The sequence below is a fragment of the Microbacterium neungamense genome (assembly GCF_024971095.1).
In the GTDB taxonomy this organism is placed as follows: domain Bacteria; phylum Actinomycetota; class Actinomycetes; order Actinomycetales; family Microbacteriaceae; genus Microbacterium; species Microbacterium neungamense.
The window spans coordinates 2,515,796-2,533,290 of sequence record NZ_CP069717.1 but is presented as its reverse complement, the minus strand read 5'-3'; the positions used below and the strand labels follow the sequence as shown (position 1 = coordinate 2,533,290).

13 protein-coding genes are annotated in these 17,495 nt (G+C 72.3%); 10 read left to right on the top strand and 3 right to left on the bottom strand.

The window, feature by feature from the left end; all coding sequences use genetic code 11:
- Positions 1-6 precede the first annotated feature (6 nt).
- On the bottom strand, positions 7-981 hold the full coding sequence (gene trxB / locus JSY13_RS12395; RefSeq protein WP_259606963.1) for a thioredoxin-disulfide reductase: 975 nt from the start codon (positions 979-981) through the stop codon (positions 7-9).
- Between the two features lie 106 nt (positions 982-1,087).
- Positions 1,088-3,184, bottom strand: coding sequence for a DUF6049 family protein (locus JSY13_RS12390; protein ID WP_259606962.1), 2,097 nt, complete (start codon positions 3,182-3,184; stop codon positions 1,088-1,090).
- Between the two features lie 88 nt (positions 3,185-3,272).
- Between JSY13_RS12390 and JSY13_RS12385 the strand changes: the two genes are divergently transcribed.
- From JSY13_RS12385 to JSY13_RS12355, 7 genes are all read left to right on the top strand, one after another.
- The gene (locus JSY13_RS12385) at positions 3,273-4,826 is read left to right on the top strand and encodes a DUF7059 domain-containing protein (RefSeq protein WP_259606961.1); all 1,554 of its coding nucleotides are present in this window, start codon (positions 3,273-3,275) and stop codon (positions 4,824-4,826) included.
- A gap of 38 nt (positions 4,827-4,864) precedes the next feature.
- Positions 4,865-5,920 carry an LLM class flavin-dependent oxidoreductase gene (locus JSY13_RS12380; RefSeq protein WP_259606960.1) on the top strand — a complete coding sequence of 352 codons (1,056 nt, stop codon included), beginning with the start codon at positions 4,865-4,867 and terminating at the stop codon, positions 5,918-5,920.
- Between the two features lie 241 nt (positions 5,921-6,161).
- On the top strand, positions 6,162-7,349 hold the full coding sequence (locus tag JSY13_RS12375) for a hypothetical protein (RefSeq protein WP_259606959.1): 1,188 nt from the start codon (positions 6,162-6,164) through the stop codon (positions 7,347-7,349).
- An 82-nt stretch (positions 7,350-7,431) separates the two neighbouring features.
- A complete protein-coding gene (locus JSY13_RS12370; protein ID WP_259606958.1) occupies positions 7,432-8,859 on the top strand; it encodes a CCA tRNA nucleotidyltransferase in 1,428 nt (475 codons plus the stop codon).
- 117 nt (positions 8,860-8,976) lie between these two features.
- Entirely contained in the window at positions 8,977-10,308 is a 1,332-nt protein-coding gene (locus JSY13_RS12365) for a GAF domain-containing protein (protein WP_259606955.1), read from the top strand.
- A 148-nt stretch (positions 10,309-10,456) separates the two neighbouring features.
- Complete coding sequence (gene exaC / locus JSY13_RS12360; protein WP_259606950.1) at positions 10,457-12,007, top strand: acetaldehyde dehydrogenase ExaC; 1,551 nt, start codon at positions 10,457-10,459, stop codon at positions 12,005-12,007.
- Between the two features lie 116 nt (positions 12,008-12,123).
- A complete protein-coding gene (locus tag JSY13_RS12355; protein WP_259606948.1) occupies positions 12,124-12,582 on the top strand; it encodes a DUF779 domain-containing protein in 459 nt (152 codons plus the stop codon).
- Here JSY13_RS12355 and JSY13_RS12350 read toward each other — a convergent pair.
- Positions 12,542-13,672, bottom strand: coding sequence for a DUF3137 domain-containing protein (locus tag JSY13_RS12350; RefSeq protein ID WP_259606946.1), 1,131 nt, complete (start codon positions 13,670-13,672; stop codon positions 12,542-12,544). The two genes, JSY13_RS12355 and JSY13_RS12350, sit on opposite strands and share 41 nt — an antisense overlap.
- 89 nt (positions 13,673-13,761) lie before the next feature.
- On the opposite strand from JSY13_RS12350, the gene JSY13_RS12345 reads away from it, so the two are divergent.
- The 3 genes from JSY13_RS12345 to JSY13_RS12335 are packed head-to-tail and all read left to right on the top strand — an operon-like array spanning position 13,762 to position 17,377.
- Positions 13,762-14,739: a glycosyltransferase family 2 protein gene (locus JSY13_RS12345; RefSeq protein ID WP_259606944.1), complete on the top strand. Its 978-nt coding sequence runs from the start codon at positions 13,762-13,764 to the stop codon at positions 14,737-14,739.
- On the top strand, positions 14,736-16,106 hold the full coding sequence (locus JSY13_RS12340; protein WP_259606943.1) for an alpha-2,8-polysialyltransferase family protein: 1,371 nt from the start codon (positions 14,736-14,738) through the stop codon (positions 16,104-16,106). The genes JSY13_RS12345 and JSY13_RS12340 overlap by 4 nt, the downstream gene beginning before the upstream one ends.
- Positions 16,103-17,377 carry an acylneuraminate cytidylyltransferase gene (locus JSY13_RS12335; RefSeq protein WP_259606942.1) on the top strand — a complete coding sequence of 425 codons (1,275 nt, stop codon included), beginning with the start codon at positions 16,103-16,105 and terminating at the stop codon, positions 17,375-17,377. Before JSY13_RS12340 ends, JSY13_RS12335 begins: the two co-directional genes overlap by 4 nt.
- Positions 17,378-17,495 lie beyond the last annotated feature (118 nt).

Genomic DNA, 17,495 nt, shown 5'->3' with positions numbered 1-17,495 from the left:
CGCGGGTCAGGCGGTGATGATCTCCGCGGCCTCGGCGGCCGGGACCTCGACGGATGAGTCCTCCAGGTCGGCGAGGAAGTGCTCGGCGTCCAAGGCGGCGACCGTGCCTGAGCCGGCGGCCGTGACGGCCTGGCGGTAGGTGGGGTCGATGACGTCGCCGGCGGCGAACACACCCGGCACGGACGTGCGCGAGGAGCGGCCGTCCACCCGGATCGTGCCCTCGGGCGTCAGCTCGAGCTTGTCGTGCACGAGATGCGTGCGCGGGTCGTTGCCGATCGCGACGAACAGGCCGTCCAGCGGCAGTTCGCGCAGCGATCCGTCGACCGTGGAGCGCAGCCGCACGCCGGTCACCGCGGTGTCGCCGAGGACCTCCTGCACCTCCGCGTTCCAGATGAACTCGATCTTCTCGTTCGCGAAGGCGCGCTCCTGCATGATCTTCGAGGCGCGTAGGGTGTCCTTGCGGTGGATGACGTACACCTTCGAGGCGAATCGGGTGAGGAAGGTCGCCTCCTCCATCGCGGAGTCGCCGCCGCCGACGACAGCGATCGTCTTCTCACGGAAGAAGAAGCCGTCGCAGGTCGCGCACCACGACACGCCGTAGCCGGACAGCCGCTCCTCGCCCTCCACGCCGAGCTTGCGGTAGGCCGAGCCGGTCGCGTAGATGAGGGTGCGGGCTTCGTGCACGGTGCCGCTGCCGAGCGTGACCTTCTTCACCGGGCCGGCGACCTCGAGCTCGGTGACGTCGTCGTAGACGACCTCGGTGCCGAACCTCTCGGCCTGCTCCTGCATCTTGGCCATCAGCTCCGGGCCCTGGATGCCCTCCGGGAAGCCGGGGAAGTTCTCCACCTCGGTGGTGTTCATCAGCTCACCGCCGACCTCGACCGAGCTGGCGATGAGCAGCGGCTTCAGGTTCGCGCGTGCGGCGTAGATGGCCGCCGTGAATCCCGCGGGGCCGGAGCCGATGATGATGACCTGACGCATGTGCTCTCCTTGTCACGGGGCGCTCCCCGCATCGCCCGCTTCAACCCATGGTAACGGCTTCAACCCATGGTAACGGCGGGGCATTCCCGCGACCGGGCGGGTGACGTCAGGTTCCCGGCGGGTTCCCGGGTGCCGGTTCCTCCGCCTGCCGCGCCTCCCGGCGCTTGCGCAGCACGGTGCGGAGCACGCCCAGGCCGAGCAGCACCACGATGATGCCGCCGAGGACGACCAGGCCGATGCCCTCCCAGTCGGCCCGCAGCGTCACCCGCGCGGACTGCGGCACGTCGATCGGCACCCCGGTCGGGCTGTGCAGGCGGAACTCCACCCGCAGCTCTCCGCTGGCGACCCGGGCCTCCACCGGCACGGTCACCCGCGTGTTGCTGGCGGCGAGGGCCTTCACCTCGGTGGTGCGCTGCACCTTCAGCCGCGGGTCGCTGGGCTGCGTGGTGAGCGTCACCCGCACCGGCCAGGGCAGGTCGTTGCGCACCCACACCGGCAGCGGCGCCGCCGCGGTGAACAGCTGGATCGCGGACGGCTTCTGAATGCTCACCGCGCCCAGCGTCGCACGGGTGGACTCGCGGTGCGTCTGCAGCGCGACGGCGAGCTCCTCGTCGGTCGGGCCCACGCCGGTGAGACGCAGGATCCGGATGCGCTCCGGCACCAGCATCAGCTCCGGCTCCTCGAGCACGGAGGAGAACGGGACCAGCTTCTGCTCGTCCTCGAGCAGTGCGGTCAGGGCGGCCTGCCGCTCGGCATCCGGCTCACCCGTGAGCGTGACCGCGGCCGGCGCGGCGGAGCGGACCGCGGCCAGGCCGGCACCGGGGGTGGCGATGCTGGTGAGCGCGGCGCGCAGCGCCTCCGCGGTGCGGGTCTCGGAGCGGTCGAGGCCGACCAGCACCGGTGCCCCGGAACCGGAGGCGAAGAAGAGATGCCCGGCGGCGGCGGCCAGATCGCGGTCGCGCACGGCATCCTCCGTCTCCTCCACCGCGGCGGAGAGCCGGGCCGAGGCCCGGGCATCCGTCACCAGCAGCTCGCGCGCGCCCACCGCGGCGTGCCCGCCCGCATACCCGTCCACGGACGTGGACGGCAGCACCGTGGCGACCTGGTCGCCGAGGTACGCGCCGAAGGCGGCCAGATCGCCGTCGGTCACGTCGGCCGTGGGCCACAGGATGCCGGGGTCCGCGCCGCGGATGGCGGTGAGCTCGGCGGCGTCCGGCAGCGCCGGGTCGTCGGCATCCGTCCCCGGCGTCGCGGAGGGCGACGGCGTCGGGGTCGGCGATGCGGAGGCGAAGTCGGCGGGGTCGAGCAGCGCCGTGAGGTCGCCGGGCTCGAGGAGCGCGGGCCGGCCGGTCTGCGCCTGCACCGTGGCATCCGCATCGGCGAAGAGCAGCGTGAACGTCTCGTTCGGCAGGGCCTCCAGCCGGGCCAGCCAGTCGACGGCCGACGCCGGTGCGCGCGTGCCGAGCCGACGGACGGATGCCGCGATCGCCGGGTCCACCGCGATGACGGCGCTCGTGCCGCTCACCGCGTCCAGCTGCTGGGTCAGCGCGCCCTCCGGCTCGGTGAGCTCGGCGACCTCGTCCGCGGTGAGCAGCGAGCCGTCCTCGGGCGTGGCCGTGATCGGCACCATCACCGCAACGGCGGGCGCGGCGGCCGGAGGCACGGTGACGACCGTGGTGGCGGTCAGCTCCGCGGGCATGGGATCGCCCTCGCCGTCGGCCGTCGACCCGGTGAGCGTCGCGCGCACCGGGTACACGCCGGGTGCGCTGAGGCCGAGGTCGGCCGTCGACACCACGATGCTCGAGGACGAGGTCGACCCCTCCGCCACCGCGGCGGTCGGCTGGTCGGCGACGGCGTCGAGCCGGGCATCCGTCGACCCTTCGTCGAGCCAGGCGTCGAGGGCGGCGCCATCGGCGAGCGGGGTGCGGGAGATCTCGAGCCGGATGCTGCCCGCGCTGAGCGTCGTGCCGGCCGGCGTCTCGAGCGTGACCGTGGCGAGCAGCGGCGCTCCGGCGGTGACCGTGGTGCCGGCGTTCAGGTGCATCTGCGCCGTCGCAGCATCCGCGGTCTCGTCCTCCTCGGTCGCGGCGACCGCCGGGGTGCCGCCGAACACGATCCCGCCGACGACAAGCACCGCCGCGAGGCGGCTCAGCAGCCGCTGCGCGCGCGTGCGCAGGCCGGATCGGGGGATGGTCGCGGTCATAGGATCTTCCTCGAACACCCCGGGGAGGTGAGTGTCGACGGTCCCGATTCTAGGCGGCACGCCCCTCGAAACCCTGAAGGCGCGTAGAGTGACGGCCGTGCCGGACCGTGCTCAGCCCCGCCCCGACGAACGGCTCGCCCTCGCGCTCGCCGCCGATCTCGACGCGTGCGACTTCCGCTCCGATCCGCTTCGCCGACTGTGGGGCGCGGAGGCCGACGACGCGCTCGCCCGCGGACTGCGCGAGCCGATCCTGCGGGCGCTGGCGCTGCGCGACGATCCGCTGCCGACCCTGGGTCGGCTGTTCGTGCTCGGCATGCCGCAACCGCTCGCCGCGGTGGAGCGCGCCCTGCAGCGGCTGGGCGTCGACGGGCTCACCGCCCTGGGTCTGGCGCGCATCGACGGCGCGAAGGTGGTGCCACTGGCGGTGATCCGGCCGCAGTCTTTCGTGGACGCCGACGGCGTGGGCGAATGGTGGGTCGCGAGCGATCTCGACGAGGTCGCGCTGGGGTGTGCGCTGCCGGCGGACCACGTCCTCGGCGTCGGCGGCGCCTCGCGCACGCTCGCCGAGATCCTCGTGCCGATCACAGTGGATCGCGCCCTCGATCTCGGCACCGGATGCGGCATCCAGGCCCTCCTCGTCTCCCGGCGTGCCGGCACGGTGGTGGCGACCGACGTCTCCGAGCGCGCTCTCGCATACGCCGCGTTCAACGCGCAGCTGAACGGGGTGCGGAACATCGAGTTCCGGCACGGCAGCATGTTCGAGCCGGTGGCCGGGGAGGCGTTCGACCTCGTCGTGTCGAATCCGCCGTTCGTGATCACGCCGCGGGCATCCGGCGTGCCGAACTACGAGTACCGCGACGGCGGGCTCGTCGGGGACGCCCTCGTCGAGCGGTTCGTCCGCGAGGTGCCCGCGCACCTGGCTCCCGGCGGCATCGCGCAGCTGCTCGGCAACTGGGAGTCGCGTGCGGAGGGGGCTTCGAGGACGATCGACGCTTCGGCGGGCGCCGCGTCCGGGCTGAACCGCGTCGCGACCTGGGTCGCCGACGATCTGGACGCCTGGGTGGTCGAGCGCGAGGAGCTGTCGCCGCTGGCGTACGCCGAGCTCTGGATCCGCGACGGCGGCATGCTGCCGCGCGACCCGGGTTTCGTCACCCTGCTCACCGCCTGGCTGGACGACTTCGCCGAGCGCGGCGTCACCGCGGTCGGCTTCGGCTACATCCTCCTTCGCCGCCCCACCGCGACGGATGCCGCGCCGTTGCGGCGCTTCGAGCACGTCGCCCAGCCGGTGTCGGGCGTCGGACGGGCGCTTCGCGACGGCCTCGCCGCTCACGACCTCCTCGCCTCGGGCATCCCGTTCGTGCTGCACGTCGCGGCGGACGTGACCGAGGCCCGCCACCACCTGCCGGGGGAGGACGACCCGAGCGTCATCGAGCTGCGCCAGGGCGGCGGCTTCGCGCGCACGGTGCCGGTGGACCCCGCGCTGGCCGCCTTCGTCGGAGCGTGCGACGGCGAGCTCACCGTGTCGCAGATCGCCGCGGCGCTCGCGGAGCTGTTCGACGTGCCGCTGCCCGAACTGTGGGCGGATCTCGAGCCCCGCATCCGCACCCTCATGCTCGACGGGATCCTCGTCCCGGCATCCTGAGCGGAATGCCTGGCGTGCTGTATGCGTTCGCATAGATCATGAGAGCTTTCGGATTCCTCTCCTTCGGGCACTACGCCGACGTGCCGGGTTCGGTCACGCGCACCGCCGGCGACATGCTGCGCCAGACCATCGAGATCGCGGAGGGCGCCGACGAGATCGGCGTGAACGGCGCCTACGTGCGGGTGCATCACTGGGCGCGCCAGGCGGCATCGCCGATGCCGCTGCTGGCCGCGATGGCCGCCCGCACCTCGCGGATCGAGGTGGGCACCGGGGTGATCGACATGCGGTACGAGAACCCGCTGCAGCTGGCCGAGGAGGCGGCATCCCTCGACCTCATCTCGGGCGGCCGGATCGCGCTCGGCATCAGCCGCGGCTCACCCGAGACCGCGCTGCGCGGCTACGAGGCCTTCGGATACACGGATGCCGAGGACGTCGAGCGCGGCAGCGTGCTCGCCCGGGAGAAGTTCGACCTGTTCCTTCGCGCGATCGACGGAGAGCGGATCGCGCCCGGCGACCCGCGCATGGTCGGCCCCGGGAAGTATCTGCACATCGAGCCGCAGTCGCCCACGCTGCGCGAGCACATCTGGTGGGGTTCGGGCAGCCGCGCGACCGCGGAGCAGACCGGCCGCAAGGGCTTGAACATGATGAGCTCGACGCTCGTCACCGAGGCGACCGGGCAGCCGTTCCACGAGCTGCAGCGTGAGCAGATCGATCTGTTCCGCGCCGCGTACGCCGGGGCCGGGCACACCGGCGCGCCGCGGGTGTCGGTGAGCCGCAGCGTGTTCCCGCTGGTGTCGGACATCGACCGGGCCTACTTCGGGCTGCGCTCGGAGGAGAGCCACGACCAGATCGGCATCATCGACGGCCTCCGGTCCACGTTCGGCAAGACCTACGCCGCCGAGCCGGATGTGCTCATCGAGCAGCTCCGCGCCGACGAGGCCGTGATGGCGGCGGACACCCTGATGCTGACCATTCCGAACCAGCTCGGACCGGACTACAACCTGCACGTGCTCCAGGCGTTCGCCGAGCACGTGGCGCCCGCGCTGGGCTGGAAGCCGAACACCGAGGGGCCGGTGCAGGGCGACCCGGTCTGAGTCACGCGTGCGGGAACCGGGACGATGTCCGCGGCACCCGCTACCTTCCCTCACATCGATTCGGAGGGAGGCTCAGATGAGCACCAACAGCACCGTCGGCGGCATCGGGGGGATGCCGAGCCGCCGCACGACTCAGGGAGGGACGGCTGCCGAGGCAGTCGTCTTCGCGGAGACGGCGTACTCGCGCTCGCTCCGCCGCACCACAACCCGTGCCATCCTCACCGGGGGACTCCTCGTCGGCATGCTCGCGATCGTCGCGGGGCTTTCCCGGCTGGGCGGTGATCGAGCCACGCCGGTCTCGCCGCCGACGATCGCCGTCGAGCAGGGAGGTGCGGCGCTCGCGGTTCTTCTCCCGGCATCCATTGCGCTGCAGGTGCTCCTGCGGATGCCGCGCGATCGCGAGAGCACCGAACCCGAGGACGCTGTGGCGCAGCGGCAGTTCTGGGGGCGGGTCGCCGCGATCGTGGCGCTGGCGTCGGCCTTCGTTGCGCTGTCCGCCTGTGCGAACGCATTCGTCGCCAGTATCCCGGGGGCTCTCGACGTGGTCCGCCTGTTCGGCGTTCCTGCCGGTGCCACCCTGGCCATGCTCATCGCCGCCGATGCCGCCACACTCGCCGAGACCCAGGCGGAACGCCTCAGCCTCCCGAGCGTCCGCAACGAGAAGGAACTGGACCGGATTCGGACGGCGATCACGCGTATTCCAGGACGCATCGACCCGCATCCGACGGTGTCTCTGATCGTCCAGGGCGGACTCGCGGGGGCGATCGTGATCGCGCTGTGCTCGTGGATCGCTCACACCCTCGTGCCCCACGCCGGGGCGACGGTCGTCTTCGCCGTCTTCGCAACCATCGTCACCGCTTTTGCGGTGGCGACCGCTGTGCAGGTGATCCCCGCGGCGCTGCAGGCACGGGTGCTCGACGCCGTTACGGTGCTCCTGCCCCCTGCACTGATCGCGGTGGTTGTCGTCCTCGAAGGAGCGACGGTGTCGATGTCGGCAAGTACCGGCAGTGACCTCGCGCGGTACTTCGCCGGTGTCGTGTACGGGCTTCTGATCGCCGTCCCCGCAGTGGTGACTGTGGCACTTCTCACCCTGCCCCGGGGCCCGAAGCGGGTCTCGCCGCCGGTGCTGGCGTACGCGCGGGCGGGTCTGTGCGCGCGGGCCGAGCGGCTGGCGCAGTCCACACCGAAGGCGGAGCCCGAACCGTGGCGGATCTTCGCCACCGCCAGCATCGTCATGAGCATCGTCCCGCCGGTGGCCGTGGTGCTCGCTCTGATCGCCACCTGGCAGCGGCGCGGGCGAGAGGACACCGGCCGCGCGCTGATCACCGGCGCCTGGACCACGATCATGGTCGCTGCGCTCCTGGAAGTCGCGCTTCTCGTGCTGCTGCCGTTCTACGGCGCCGCGCTCGGCTGGTTCACACTCCGCTGACTGCCGATGCCTCGGCGCCCGGCGGGCCGTTCCCGGCATCCGCGCGCGGGTCCCGCTTCCGCACCCCGGTACCCTGGAACCCATGCTCAACATGGCCGACGGCCTCGCCCGTCTCGGCGCGCTCGCCGAGAACCCGGTCGTCGCCACCCTCTCGCGGGCGTTCGCGGATGCCGGCTTCGAGCTGGCGATCGTCGGCGGTCCGGTGCGCGACGCCCTGCTCGGCCGGGTGACGCACGACCTCGACTTCACCACGGATGCCCGTCCCGACGACATCCTGCGGATCGTCACCCCGATCTCCACCGCGCAGTGGGACATCGGGCGGGCGTTCGGCACGATCGGCGCGCGGGTCCAGGGCGAGCAGGTCGAGATCACCACCTACCGCGCCGACAGCTACGACGGCGTCACCCGCAAGCCGGTCGTCGAGTTCGGCGACAGCATCGAGGGCGACCTGCTCCGTCGCGACTTCACCGTGAACGCGATGGCCCTCCGGGTTCCCGACATCAAGCTGGTCGACCCGGCCGGCGGCGTCGAGGACCTCCTCGCCGGCACCCTGCGCACCCCGATCGATCCCGAGGTCAGCTTCGGCGACGACCCGCTGCGGATGCTGCGCGCGGCGCGCTTCAGCGCCCAGCTCGGCTTCGGCGTCGAGGAGGCCACCGAGCGCGCGATCGAGAAGCTGCGCGGGACGCTGAGCATCGTCAGTCCGGAGCGGATCCAGGGCGAGCTCGTGCGGGTGATGCAGACGGACGACCCGGTCCGCGGCATCCGCGTGCTGGTCGAGACCGGGCTGATCGAGGAGTTCCTCCCGGAGGTCAGCGCCCTGCGTCTCGAGGTCGACGAGCATCACCACCACAAGGACGTCTACGAGCACTCGCTCACCGTGGTGCGCCAGGCGATCGAGCTCGAGCACCGGCGCAACCCGGGCGCGGCCCCCGACGTGCCGCTGCGCTTGGCCGCGCTGCTGCACGACATCGGCAAGCCGCGCACCCGCAAGCTCGAGCCCGGCGGCGGCGTCACCTTCCACCATCACGACGTCGTCGGCGGCCGGATGGCCCGCAAGCGGATGCAGGCGCTGCGGTTCGACGGCGAGACGACGGATGCCGTGGCGAAGCTCATCGAACTGCACCTGCGCTTCTTCGGCTACGCGGAGGGCGCCTGGACCGACAGCGCCGTGCGCCGGTACGTGCGCGACGCCGGGGATCTGCTCGAGCGGCTGCACATCCTGGTCCGCGCTGACGTCACCACCCGCAACCGCCGCAAAGCCGCCCGGCTCGCTGCGGCCTACGACGACATCGAGCGCCGGATCGTCGAGCTGCGCGAGCAGGAGGAGCTGGACAGCATCCGCCCCGAACTCGACGGCAACCGGATCCAGGAGATCCTCGGCATCCCGCCGGGGCGCGAGGTCGGCGAGGCGTACCGCTTCCTGCTCGATCTGCGGCTCGACGAGGGCGTCATCGGCCCGGACGCCGCCGAGCAGCGGCTCCGGGAGTGGTGGGCCGCCCGCGGCTGACCGAGGCTTTCAGCCCTTGGCCGGCCGCCCGCTTCGAGCGGCGGGCGCCGGAGGGTCCGCGGCCTGTGGCGGCGACTTAGACTGGGCACACCGCCGTCAGCGCCGATGGGAGCAGCCGTGGCATCCCCGTGGTCCTCGTCCCGCGACATCTCGCCCGAGGCGTCGCGCCTGCTGATCGAGCGCGCGCACGAGGAGCTGGTCGCGGGCAACTTCGAGGACAGCCGCCTGCAGCAGGTGCGTCCGCTCGTCCGCGCCTCCTGGGAGCGGGCGTGGCGCAGTCGCGTCGGCGCCGAGGGCCTGCCGCCGCTCGACTTCACCCGCGAGGCGCTCGAGGAGTACCGCCGCGGGCATCCGCTGGCCGGCGCCATGGACCTCATCCGAAACCTGCTGCTGCCCGGCTCCGCCGAGGACTCCGGCGTCATCGTCGCGGTCGGCGACCACGCCGGCCGGCTGCTGTGGGTGGAGGGCGATCTGCGGCAGCGGGTGCTCTCCGGCGACATGGGCTTCGTCGAGGGGGCGAACTGGTCGGAGGCGTCGGTGGGCACCGCCGCGCCCGGCACCGCGATCGCGCTCGGCGAGTCGGTGCAGATCCACCAGGCCGAGCACTACAACCGGCTCGTGCAGCCGTGGTCCTGCACCGCGGCACCGGTGTTCGACCCGGAGACCCGGCGCATCCTCGGCGTCATCGACGTCACCGGCGGCAGCGAGGCCGTCACGCCGCAGGCGCGGATGCTGGTGGACGCCACCGTCCGCGCGGTCGAGGCCGAACTCCTCGTCGCCCGGCTCCGCGCCCGCGCCGAGGCGCCCGGAACGACCGCCCCCCGCGCCGGCGGGCGCCGCCACCAGGAGCCGGAACGTGCGATGCTCCAGGTGCTCGGGCGCGACCGCGCACGCCTCGAGGTCGCGGCATCCGACGGCGAGACGGTGATCGAGCTCAGCGCCCGGCACGCCGAGATCCTGCTCATGCTCGCCGTGCATCGCCAGGGCGTGTCGGCGGAGCGGCTGAGCGAGCTGGTCTACGGCGAGGACGCGTCGCCGGACACGCTGCGGCCAGAGATGGTCCGGCTGCGGAAGGTGCTCGAGCGGCTGTCTCCGCAGCTGGTGCCGCAGTCGCGCCCCTACCGGCTCGCGATGCCGCTGGAGACGGATGCCCAGAACGTGCTGTCCCTGCTCGACCGCGGTGCCCACCGGGTGGCGCTGTCGGCGTACCCGGGCCCGGTGCTGCCCGACTCGGTCGCGCCCGGCGTGGAGGAGTTCCGGCAGACGGTGCAGGCCACCCTGCGCGAGACGATGCTGACCGAGGCGAGCGTGGACGTGCTGCTCGCCTACGCCGACATCCCGGAGGGCGCCGAGGACCTCGAGGTGCTGCGGCTGTGCCTGGAGATGCTGCCCGCGCGCTCGCCGAAGCGCGCCGGGCTGGTCAGCCGCATCCAGCGCCTCGGCGGCTGACCCGTTCGAATCGCGGGAAGGGCCCAGCGCCCGCAACCGGATGCAACGTTGCGCACCGGGCCGCAACGTCGCGCGGCCTATCGTCGACCCACACGGAACCTGCGGCGCGGATGCCGCGGGCAGTCGAAGGACAGTCGAAGGAGACGCCATGACCATCGTCGAAGAGAGTGTGTCGACCGCGTACGCCGCCCCCGGGCAGCCCGGGTCGATCGCCCAGTACCGTCCGCGATACGGCCATTACATCGGCGGCGAGTTCGTCGAGCCGGTGAAGGGCCAGTACTTCGAGAACATCAGCCCGGTCAACGGCAAGCCGTTCTGCGAGGTCGCCCGCGGCACCGCCGAGGACATCGACCGCGCCGTCGATGTCGCCTGGAAGGCGTTCGAGACGTGGGGGAGGACCAGCCCCGCGGAGCGGGCCGTCATCCTGAACCGCATCGCCGACCGCATCGAGGAGAACCTGGAGCGGATCGCGGTCGCCGAGACGTGGGAGAACGGCAAGCCGGTGCGCGAGACGCTCGCCGCCGACATCCCGCTCGCCGTCGACCACTTCCGCTACTTCGCCGGCGTTCTCCGCGCCCAGGAGGGCGGGATCAGCCAGCTCGACGAGAACACGGTGGCGTACCACTTCCACGAGCCGCTCGGCGTCGTCGGGCAGATCATCCCGTGGAACTTCCCGATCCTGATGGCGACGTGGAAGCTGGCCCCGGCGCTCGCCGCGGGCAACTGCGTGGTCATCAAGCCGGCCGAGCAGACGCCGGCATCCATCATGTTCCTGTTCGACATCATCGGCGACCTGCTCCCCGCGGGTGTGGTGAACATCGTGAACGGGTTCGGGATCGAGGCGGGGGCACCGCTGGCGCAGCACAAGCGCATCCGCAAGATCGCGTTCACCGGCGAGACCACGACCGGCCGACTGATCATGCAGTACGCGTCGCAGAACATCATCCCGGTCACCCTGGAGCTCGGCGGCAAGAGCCCGAACGTCTTCTTCGAGGACGTCGCCGCCTCCACCGCCGATCCGTTCTACGACAAGGCTCTCGAGGGCTTCACCCTGTTCGCGCTGAACCAGGGTGAGGTGTGCACGTGCCCGTCGCGCGCGCTCATCCAGCGGTCGATCTACGACTCGTTCCTCTCCGACGGGCTCGAGCGCGTCTCGCGCATCAAGCAGGGCAACCCGCTCGACCCGGAGACCATGATCGGGGCGCAGGCGTCCAACGATCAGCTGGAGAAGATCCTGTCGTACATCGCCATCGGCAAGGAAGGCGGCGCGAAGCTGCTCGCGGGCGGGGAGCGCGCCGACCTCGGCGGCGACCTCAGTGAGGGCTACTACGTGACCCCGACGGTGTTCGAGGGCACGAACGACATGCGCATCTTCCAGGAGGAGATCTTCGGCCCGGTGCTGTCGGTGACGAGCTTCAGCACCTTCGACGAGGCCATCTCGATCGCCAACGACACGCTGTACGGGCTCGGCGCCGGAGTGTGGAGCCGCAACGGCGACACCGCCTACCGCGCCGGACGGGCCATCCAGGCCGGCCGCGTCTGGACGAACACCTACCACCAGTACCCCGCGCACGCCGCGTTCGGCGGGTACAAGCAGTCGGGTGTGGGCCGCGAGAACCACCGGATGATGCTCGAGCACTACCAGCAGACGAAGAACCTGCTGGTGTCGTACGCCGAAGGTCCGATGGGCTTCTTCTGATCCGCATCCACCCCTGCGTTGAGCGAGCGAAGCGAGACGAAACGCACCCGGACGGAGGCGTTTCGTCTCGTCGCTTCGCTCCTCGCTCAACGACCGAACGGCGAAGGGTCGTCAACATGGTCAGCATCGGCGCCTATCAGCGGGTCGACGTGACGGATGCCGCGGCATCCCTCATCCGCGACCTGACCGCGCAGCACGGGCCGCTCATGTTCCACCAGTCCGGTGGATGCTGCGACGGGTCGTCCCCGATGTGCTACCCGGTCGGGATGTTCCTCGTCGGGCCGAGCGACGTGCTGCTCGGCCGTCTCGAGATCGAGGGGATCGACCCGATCGAGGTCTACATGTCGGAGGCGCAGTTCGAGTACTGGAAGTACACGCACCTCACCATCGACGTCGTCGAGGGGCGCGGTGCCGGGTTCAGCGTCGAGGGCCCGACCGGCAAGCGGTTCCTCATCCGCTCCCGGATGCTCGACGAGGCCGAGCTGGAGCACTTCGGGCTCCGCGACCGAACCGGGCTCCATCACGGAACCGGAGTCAGTGGTCTAACTGCATCCACACCCAGCCGACGATCATGAGGATGAACACCAGGATCGTGACCCACGAGGTGCTCTTCTTCAGCCGCCGCCCTTCCGGCGCGACCCCGGGAGGGGGCGGCGTGATCATGCCGGCGGGCGGTGCGAACGGCAGGGGCTTCTGCGGCCCGGCATCTGTCGACGCGGGAGGGGCGGATGCCTGGGCCGCACGCAGACGCTCGTCCCGCCACCGCGCCCATTGATCGAACTTGGTCATCAGCGCCCCGACGATCCCGAACAGCCACGCCCAGGTCGCCGGGTCGGTGGTGGACACCGGGCGGCGCATGTAGAGGAACATCCAGTCGTCCACGATCTCGACGTCGAGCTCGGCGGCGTGGTCGATGAAGCGCGCCATGATGTCGGGCGTGAACAGGTAGAGGGCGTCCTGCTCGTAGCCGCGCGGGCAGTACAGCGTGAAGTACCGGTCGAAGTCGCCCTCGAGCGAGAGACGCTGATCCTTGGAGAAGGAGGCCGGCAGGTTGGAGCCGAGGGTGTTGTTGCCGACCGCGTCGAGGACGATGTTCGGCAGCGGAACGTCGAGCCTCACCGCCACATAGCCCCAGTGGTACGTGGTCGAGCTCTTGCCGTGCTTCACCGTGTACTGGTAGTTCCCGAACTCCACGAAGCGCGGGTGGAACCCGCGGACCAGCGAGGTCGACATCCGTCCCGAGCCGTGCTGGAAGATCATGCCCGGCAGCTGCGGATCGGCGATCCGGTCCTCGTAGACCATGTTGTTCGCGGCGGCGAACCGGGCGATCCGGTAGCGCTGCTCCCGCCGTCGGCGCCAGGAGAGGACCCCGAACACGGCGCCCCCGACGATCGTCAGTGCGAGGAGCAGGATCGGCACCACGGCGAGCGCGGAGAGGTCGCCGCCGTGGCTGAGGACGGTGGCGAGCACCACGGTCATGGCGCCGACGACCGGCAGGGCGACCGCGACCACGAACACCGCGGCGATGACGGTGAACACCACCCCCGCGGTGGACGGCGGGGTGCGCCGCCTCATCTCCCGCGCGAACTCGGCGACCGCCCGCGGATCGACCGGTTCGGTCAGCGGACGGGCGTCGAAGGGGACGGCGGGCGGCTGCGGATGCATGGGCACAACGGTACCCGCGCGCCCCGCCCGTCACTCCCCGTTCACCTCGGCGTCGCGCTCGCGTCACACGGCCTCGGCACGATGACCCGGTGCCCGCGCCGCTCGTCACCGTCATCGTCCCCGCGAAGGACGCCGGAGCCTACATCGGCACGGCGCTGGAGACGCTCACCCGCCAGTTCGACGACCCGTCGGCGCTGAAGCTGGTCGCGATCGACGACGGGTCCACGGATGCCACCGGCGCGCTCATGCGGCAGTACGCGGCGCGCTTCGATCACGCCGAGGTGATCCGCAACCCGCATCCGCGCGGCCTGGCGACCGCGCGCAACCAGGGACTCGCGCACGTCGAGGGGGAGGCGTTCTGTTTCCTCGACGGCGATGACTGGATGCAGCCCGCCCGCCTGCCGGTGCTCGCCGCGGCGCTGCGAGACCTCGGCTGCGACTTCGTGCGCACGGATCACGTCACCGTGAAGCGGACGGAGCGCAGGCTCGTGCGCGCCCCCTTCACCGCCCGCGGCGTGGTCGCCGACCCGCGCACGGCCGTGCTCCCGGTCGACGACAAGAGCATGGTCGACTACCCCTACGCGTGGGCCGGCATGCTGCACCGGAGGGTGCTCGATCGCGGCCTGGCCGGCTTCCGCGACGGGCTGTTCACCGCGGAGGACCGCCCCTGGATCTGGCGGCTGCACCTGCACGCCGACTCGTTCGCGGTCGTCGACGCGCCCCACCTGCTGTACCGCCGCGGGCTCAGCGACTCGCTCTCCCGCACCCTCGATAGTCGCCAGCTGCACTTCACCCGCGCCATGGGCGAGGTGCTCGACCTCGTCGACGCACATCCCGAGGCCGGCCGCTTCCGGCCGAAGGCCGTGTTCTCGGCACTCGCCCTGAGCGCGCACCACCTCGTGCGCGCCCGGCGGATGCATCCGGCCGTGCGGCGCGAGCTGCGCACCGGCATCCGCGGCCTGCTCGCGCGGCTGCCGCGCACCGAGACGCACGCCGCGCTCGCCCGCCTGGACGGCCCGCGCCGGCGGGTGCTCGCCGGGGTGCTTCGTCAGGCGGTGCCGGCATGATCCAGCTCTTCGCGCTGCACAGCCCCTACGGCCTGATGACCGCCGCCGCCGCCATCGACGCCGGGCTGCTCGGCGCCTCCTCGCGCCGCATCCTCGTGCCGATGAACACGGCCGCCGTGCCGGAGACCGCCCTCGACATCGCGACGGCCCCGCGGTACGCGACACTGCGCGCTCGCTTCGACGCGATCCAGCCGCTGAATCCGCTGGTCGATCCGCGCCACCCCACCGCATGGACGCCCGATCCGCAGGACCTGCCGCTGCTGGAGCGGCTGTTCTCCCGGGCCTTCGACCTCGGCGACGCCGAGATCGAGCTGTTCGCGCAGTCCCCGCAGGTCGCCCCGGCGCGCACGCTGATGACGATGTTCTCGCGGGCTCGGCTCGGCGTGATCGGCGACGGCCTGATGACGTACTCGCCGACGCGGAACCGGATGCCTCGGCAGGTGACCGAACGGGTCGCCCGGGTCGTCTACCCGGACGTGGTTCCGGGCGTCGAGCCGCTCGTGTTCGCCGAGGCCGGTGCCGCACGCGTGCCGGTGCCGCCGGAGGCGTTCGGCCGGGTGCTGCACGAGGCGGGCGAGGCGGTGCCGGATGCCGCGCTGGATGCGCTCGCCGGCGACGACCGCCGCACCGGCCTGGTGATCGGCCAGTACCTCGGCGCCCTCGGGCTCGTCGGCGCGGCAGAGGAGACCGCCCTGCAGGTCGCGATGGTCGAGCGGCTCGCGGATGCCGGAGTCGAGCGGGTCGTCTTCAAACCGCATCCGTCCGCCCCTCCCGCACTCGCCGACGCGCTGGCCGCGAGCGCCGCGCACCGCGGGATGGCCTTCGCGGTCCACGACGGCGACCAGCCGGCCGAGCACGCCGCTCTGCGCCTGGGCGTCACGGACGTCGCCGCGTGCTTCTCCACCGCTCTGCCGACCCTGCGCGCACTCTCCGGCATCCGGATCCACGCGGTGGGCACGGATGCCGTGCTCCGCCGCCTCAGCCCGTTCGAGAACAGCAACCGCATCCCCGCGGTGATCGTCGACGCGCTCACCCGGCCCGTCGGCGACGGGACCGGCGGCGACGAGCCGGGACGGCTGCAGCGGCTGGTCGACGCCGTCGGCTACGCCATGCAGCCGGAGATCTGCGCGCACCTGCGTCCGGGCGCGGAGGCGTTCCTCGCCGCCCTGCCGGCCGCGGAACGGGAGCGGTATGTCCCGCCCGAGCGCCTGCGCCGGCTCGGCCTGCCGGGGGCACCGGCGCCGACCGTGCTGCAGCGCGCGCTCGCACCGCGCGGGGGCATCGGGCGGCTGGAGGAGCTGCGGCTGACCGCGGCCGGAGCACGCCGGCGCGCGCGCCGCGTGTGGAAGGCGGCGACCGGACGATGACCCCCGGGACGACGTCCGACGCCGTGTCCGCGGGACCGGCCGCGCCGGCTGGGCTCACCGTCGCGATCATCCCGGCGCGCGGCGGCTCCCAGGGCGTGCCCGGGAAGAACCTGCGCCGCGTGGGAGGGACGCCTCTCGTCGAGCGCGCCGTCCGCGCCGCCGCGGCCGCCGGCGTGGACCTCGTCGCCGTCAGCACCGACGACCCGGGGATCGCCGGCGTCGCCGCGGCGGCCGGCGCCCGCGTGATCGACCGCCCTGCCGCGCTCGCCGGCGACACGGCCTCGTCCGAGAGCGCCCTGCTGCACGCGCTGGACGAGCTCGAGGCGAGCGGCACCCGCGTCGGCACGGTCGTCTTCCTGCAGGCGACGTCCCCGTTCATCCCCGCGGACGCCCTCGCCCGGGCGATCGGCGACGTGCGCGACGACCGCTTCGACAGCGTCTTCTCCGCGCATGCGACGTACGGATTCCTGTGGCGAAGGGATGCCGGGGCCGAGGCCGTGGCGATCAATCACGACGCCGCGCACCGGCCGCGGCGGCAGGATCGGGAGCCGCACTACCTGGAGACGGGAGCGTTCTACGTCTTCTCCGCGGAGGGCTTCCGCCGCGCCCGGCACCGCTTCTTCGGCCGCGTCGGCATCGCGGAGGTGCCCGAACGCACCGCGATCGAGATCGACGACGAGCATCAGCTCGCGCTCGCCGAGGCGCTCGCGGGAACCCTGGACGCCCCGGCATCGGCGGCATCGACGGCATCGGCGGCATCGGCGGCGTCTGGCGGGGCATCCGTCCCCGCGCCGATCCCTGCGACGGCCCTCGTCACCGACTTCGACGGCGTGCACACCGACGACACCGCCACCGTCGACAGCGAGGGGCGCGAGTCGGTGCGCGTCAGCCGCGAGGACGGCTTGGGAGTGTCCCGGCTGCGCCGCGCCGGCATCCCGATGCTGATCCTGTCCACCGAGCAGAACCCCGTGGTCGCCCGCCGCGCGGACAAGCTGCGGGTGCCCGTGCGGCACGGCGTCGACGACAAGGCGGCCGCCCTCGCCGCCTGGGCGGACGAGCAGGGCATCCCGCTCGCGGACATCGCCTACGTCGGCAACGACGTCAACGACCTCCCCGCCCTCGCCCTCGCCGGCTGGCCGGTCGCCGTCGCGAACGCGCACCCCGCCGTGAAGGACGCCGCCCGCGTCGTCCTCACCCGCCGCGGCGGCGAGGGCGCCGTCCGCGAGGTGATCGAGCGGATCCTGCTCGCCGCCGCCACCCCCGCCCCCTGACTTTCGAATCGCGCGATCGGTCCCGAAACCGGCCGATTCACAGCAGTTCAGGCGATTCGAACGGACTGGTCGCCCGGCGGTCACCGACCCGACCCCGGGGGTTCACCTCCGGTGCGTA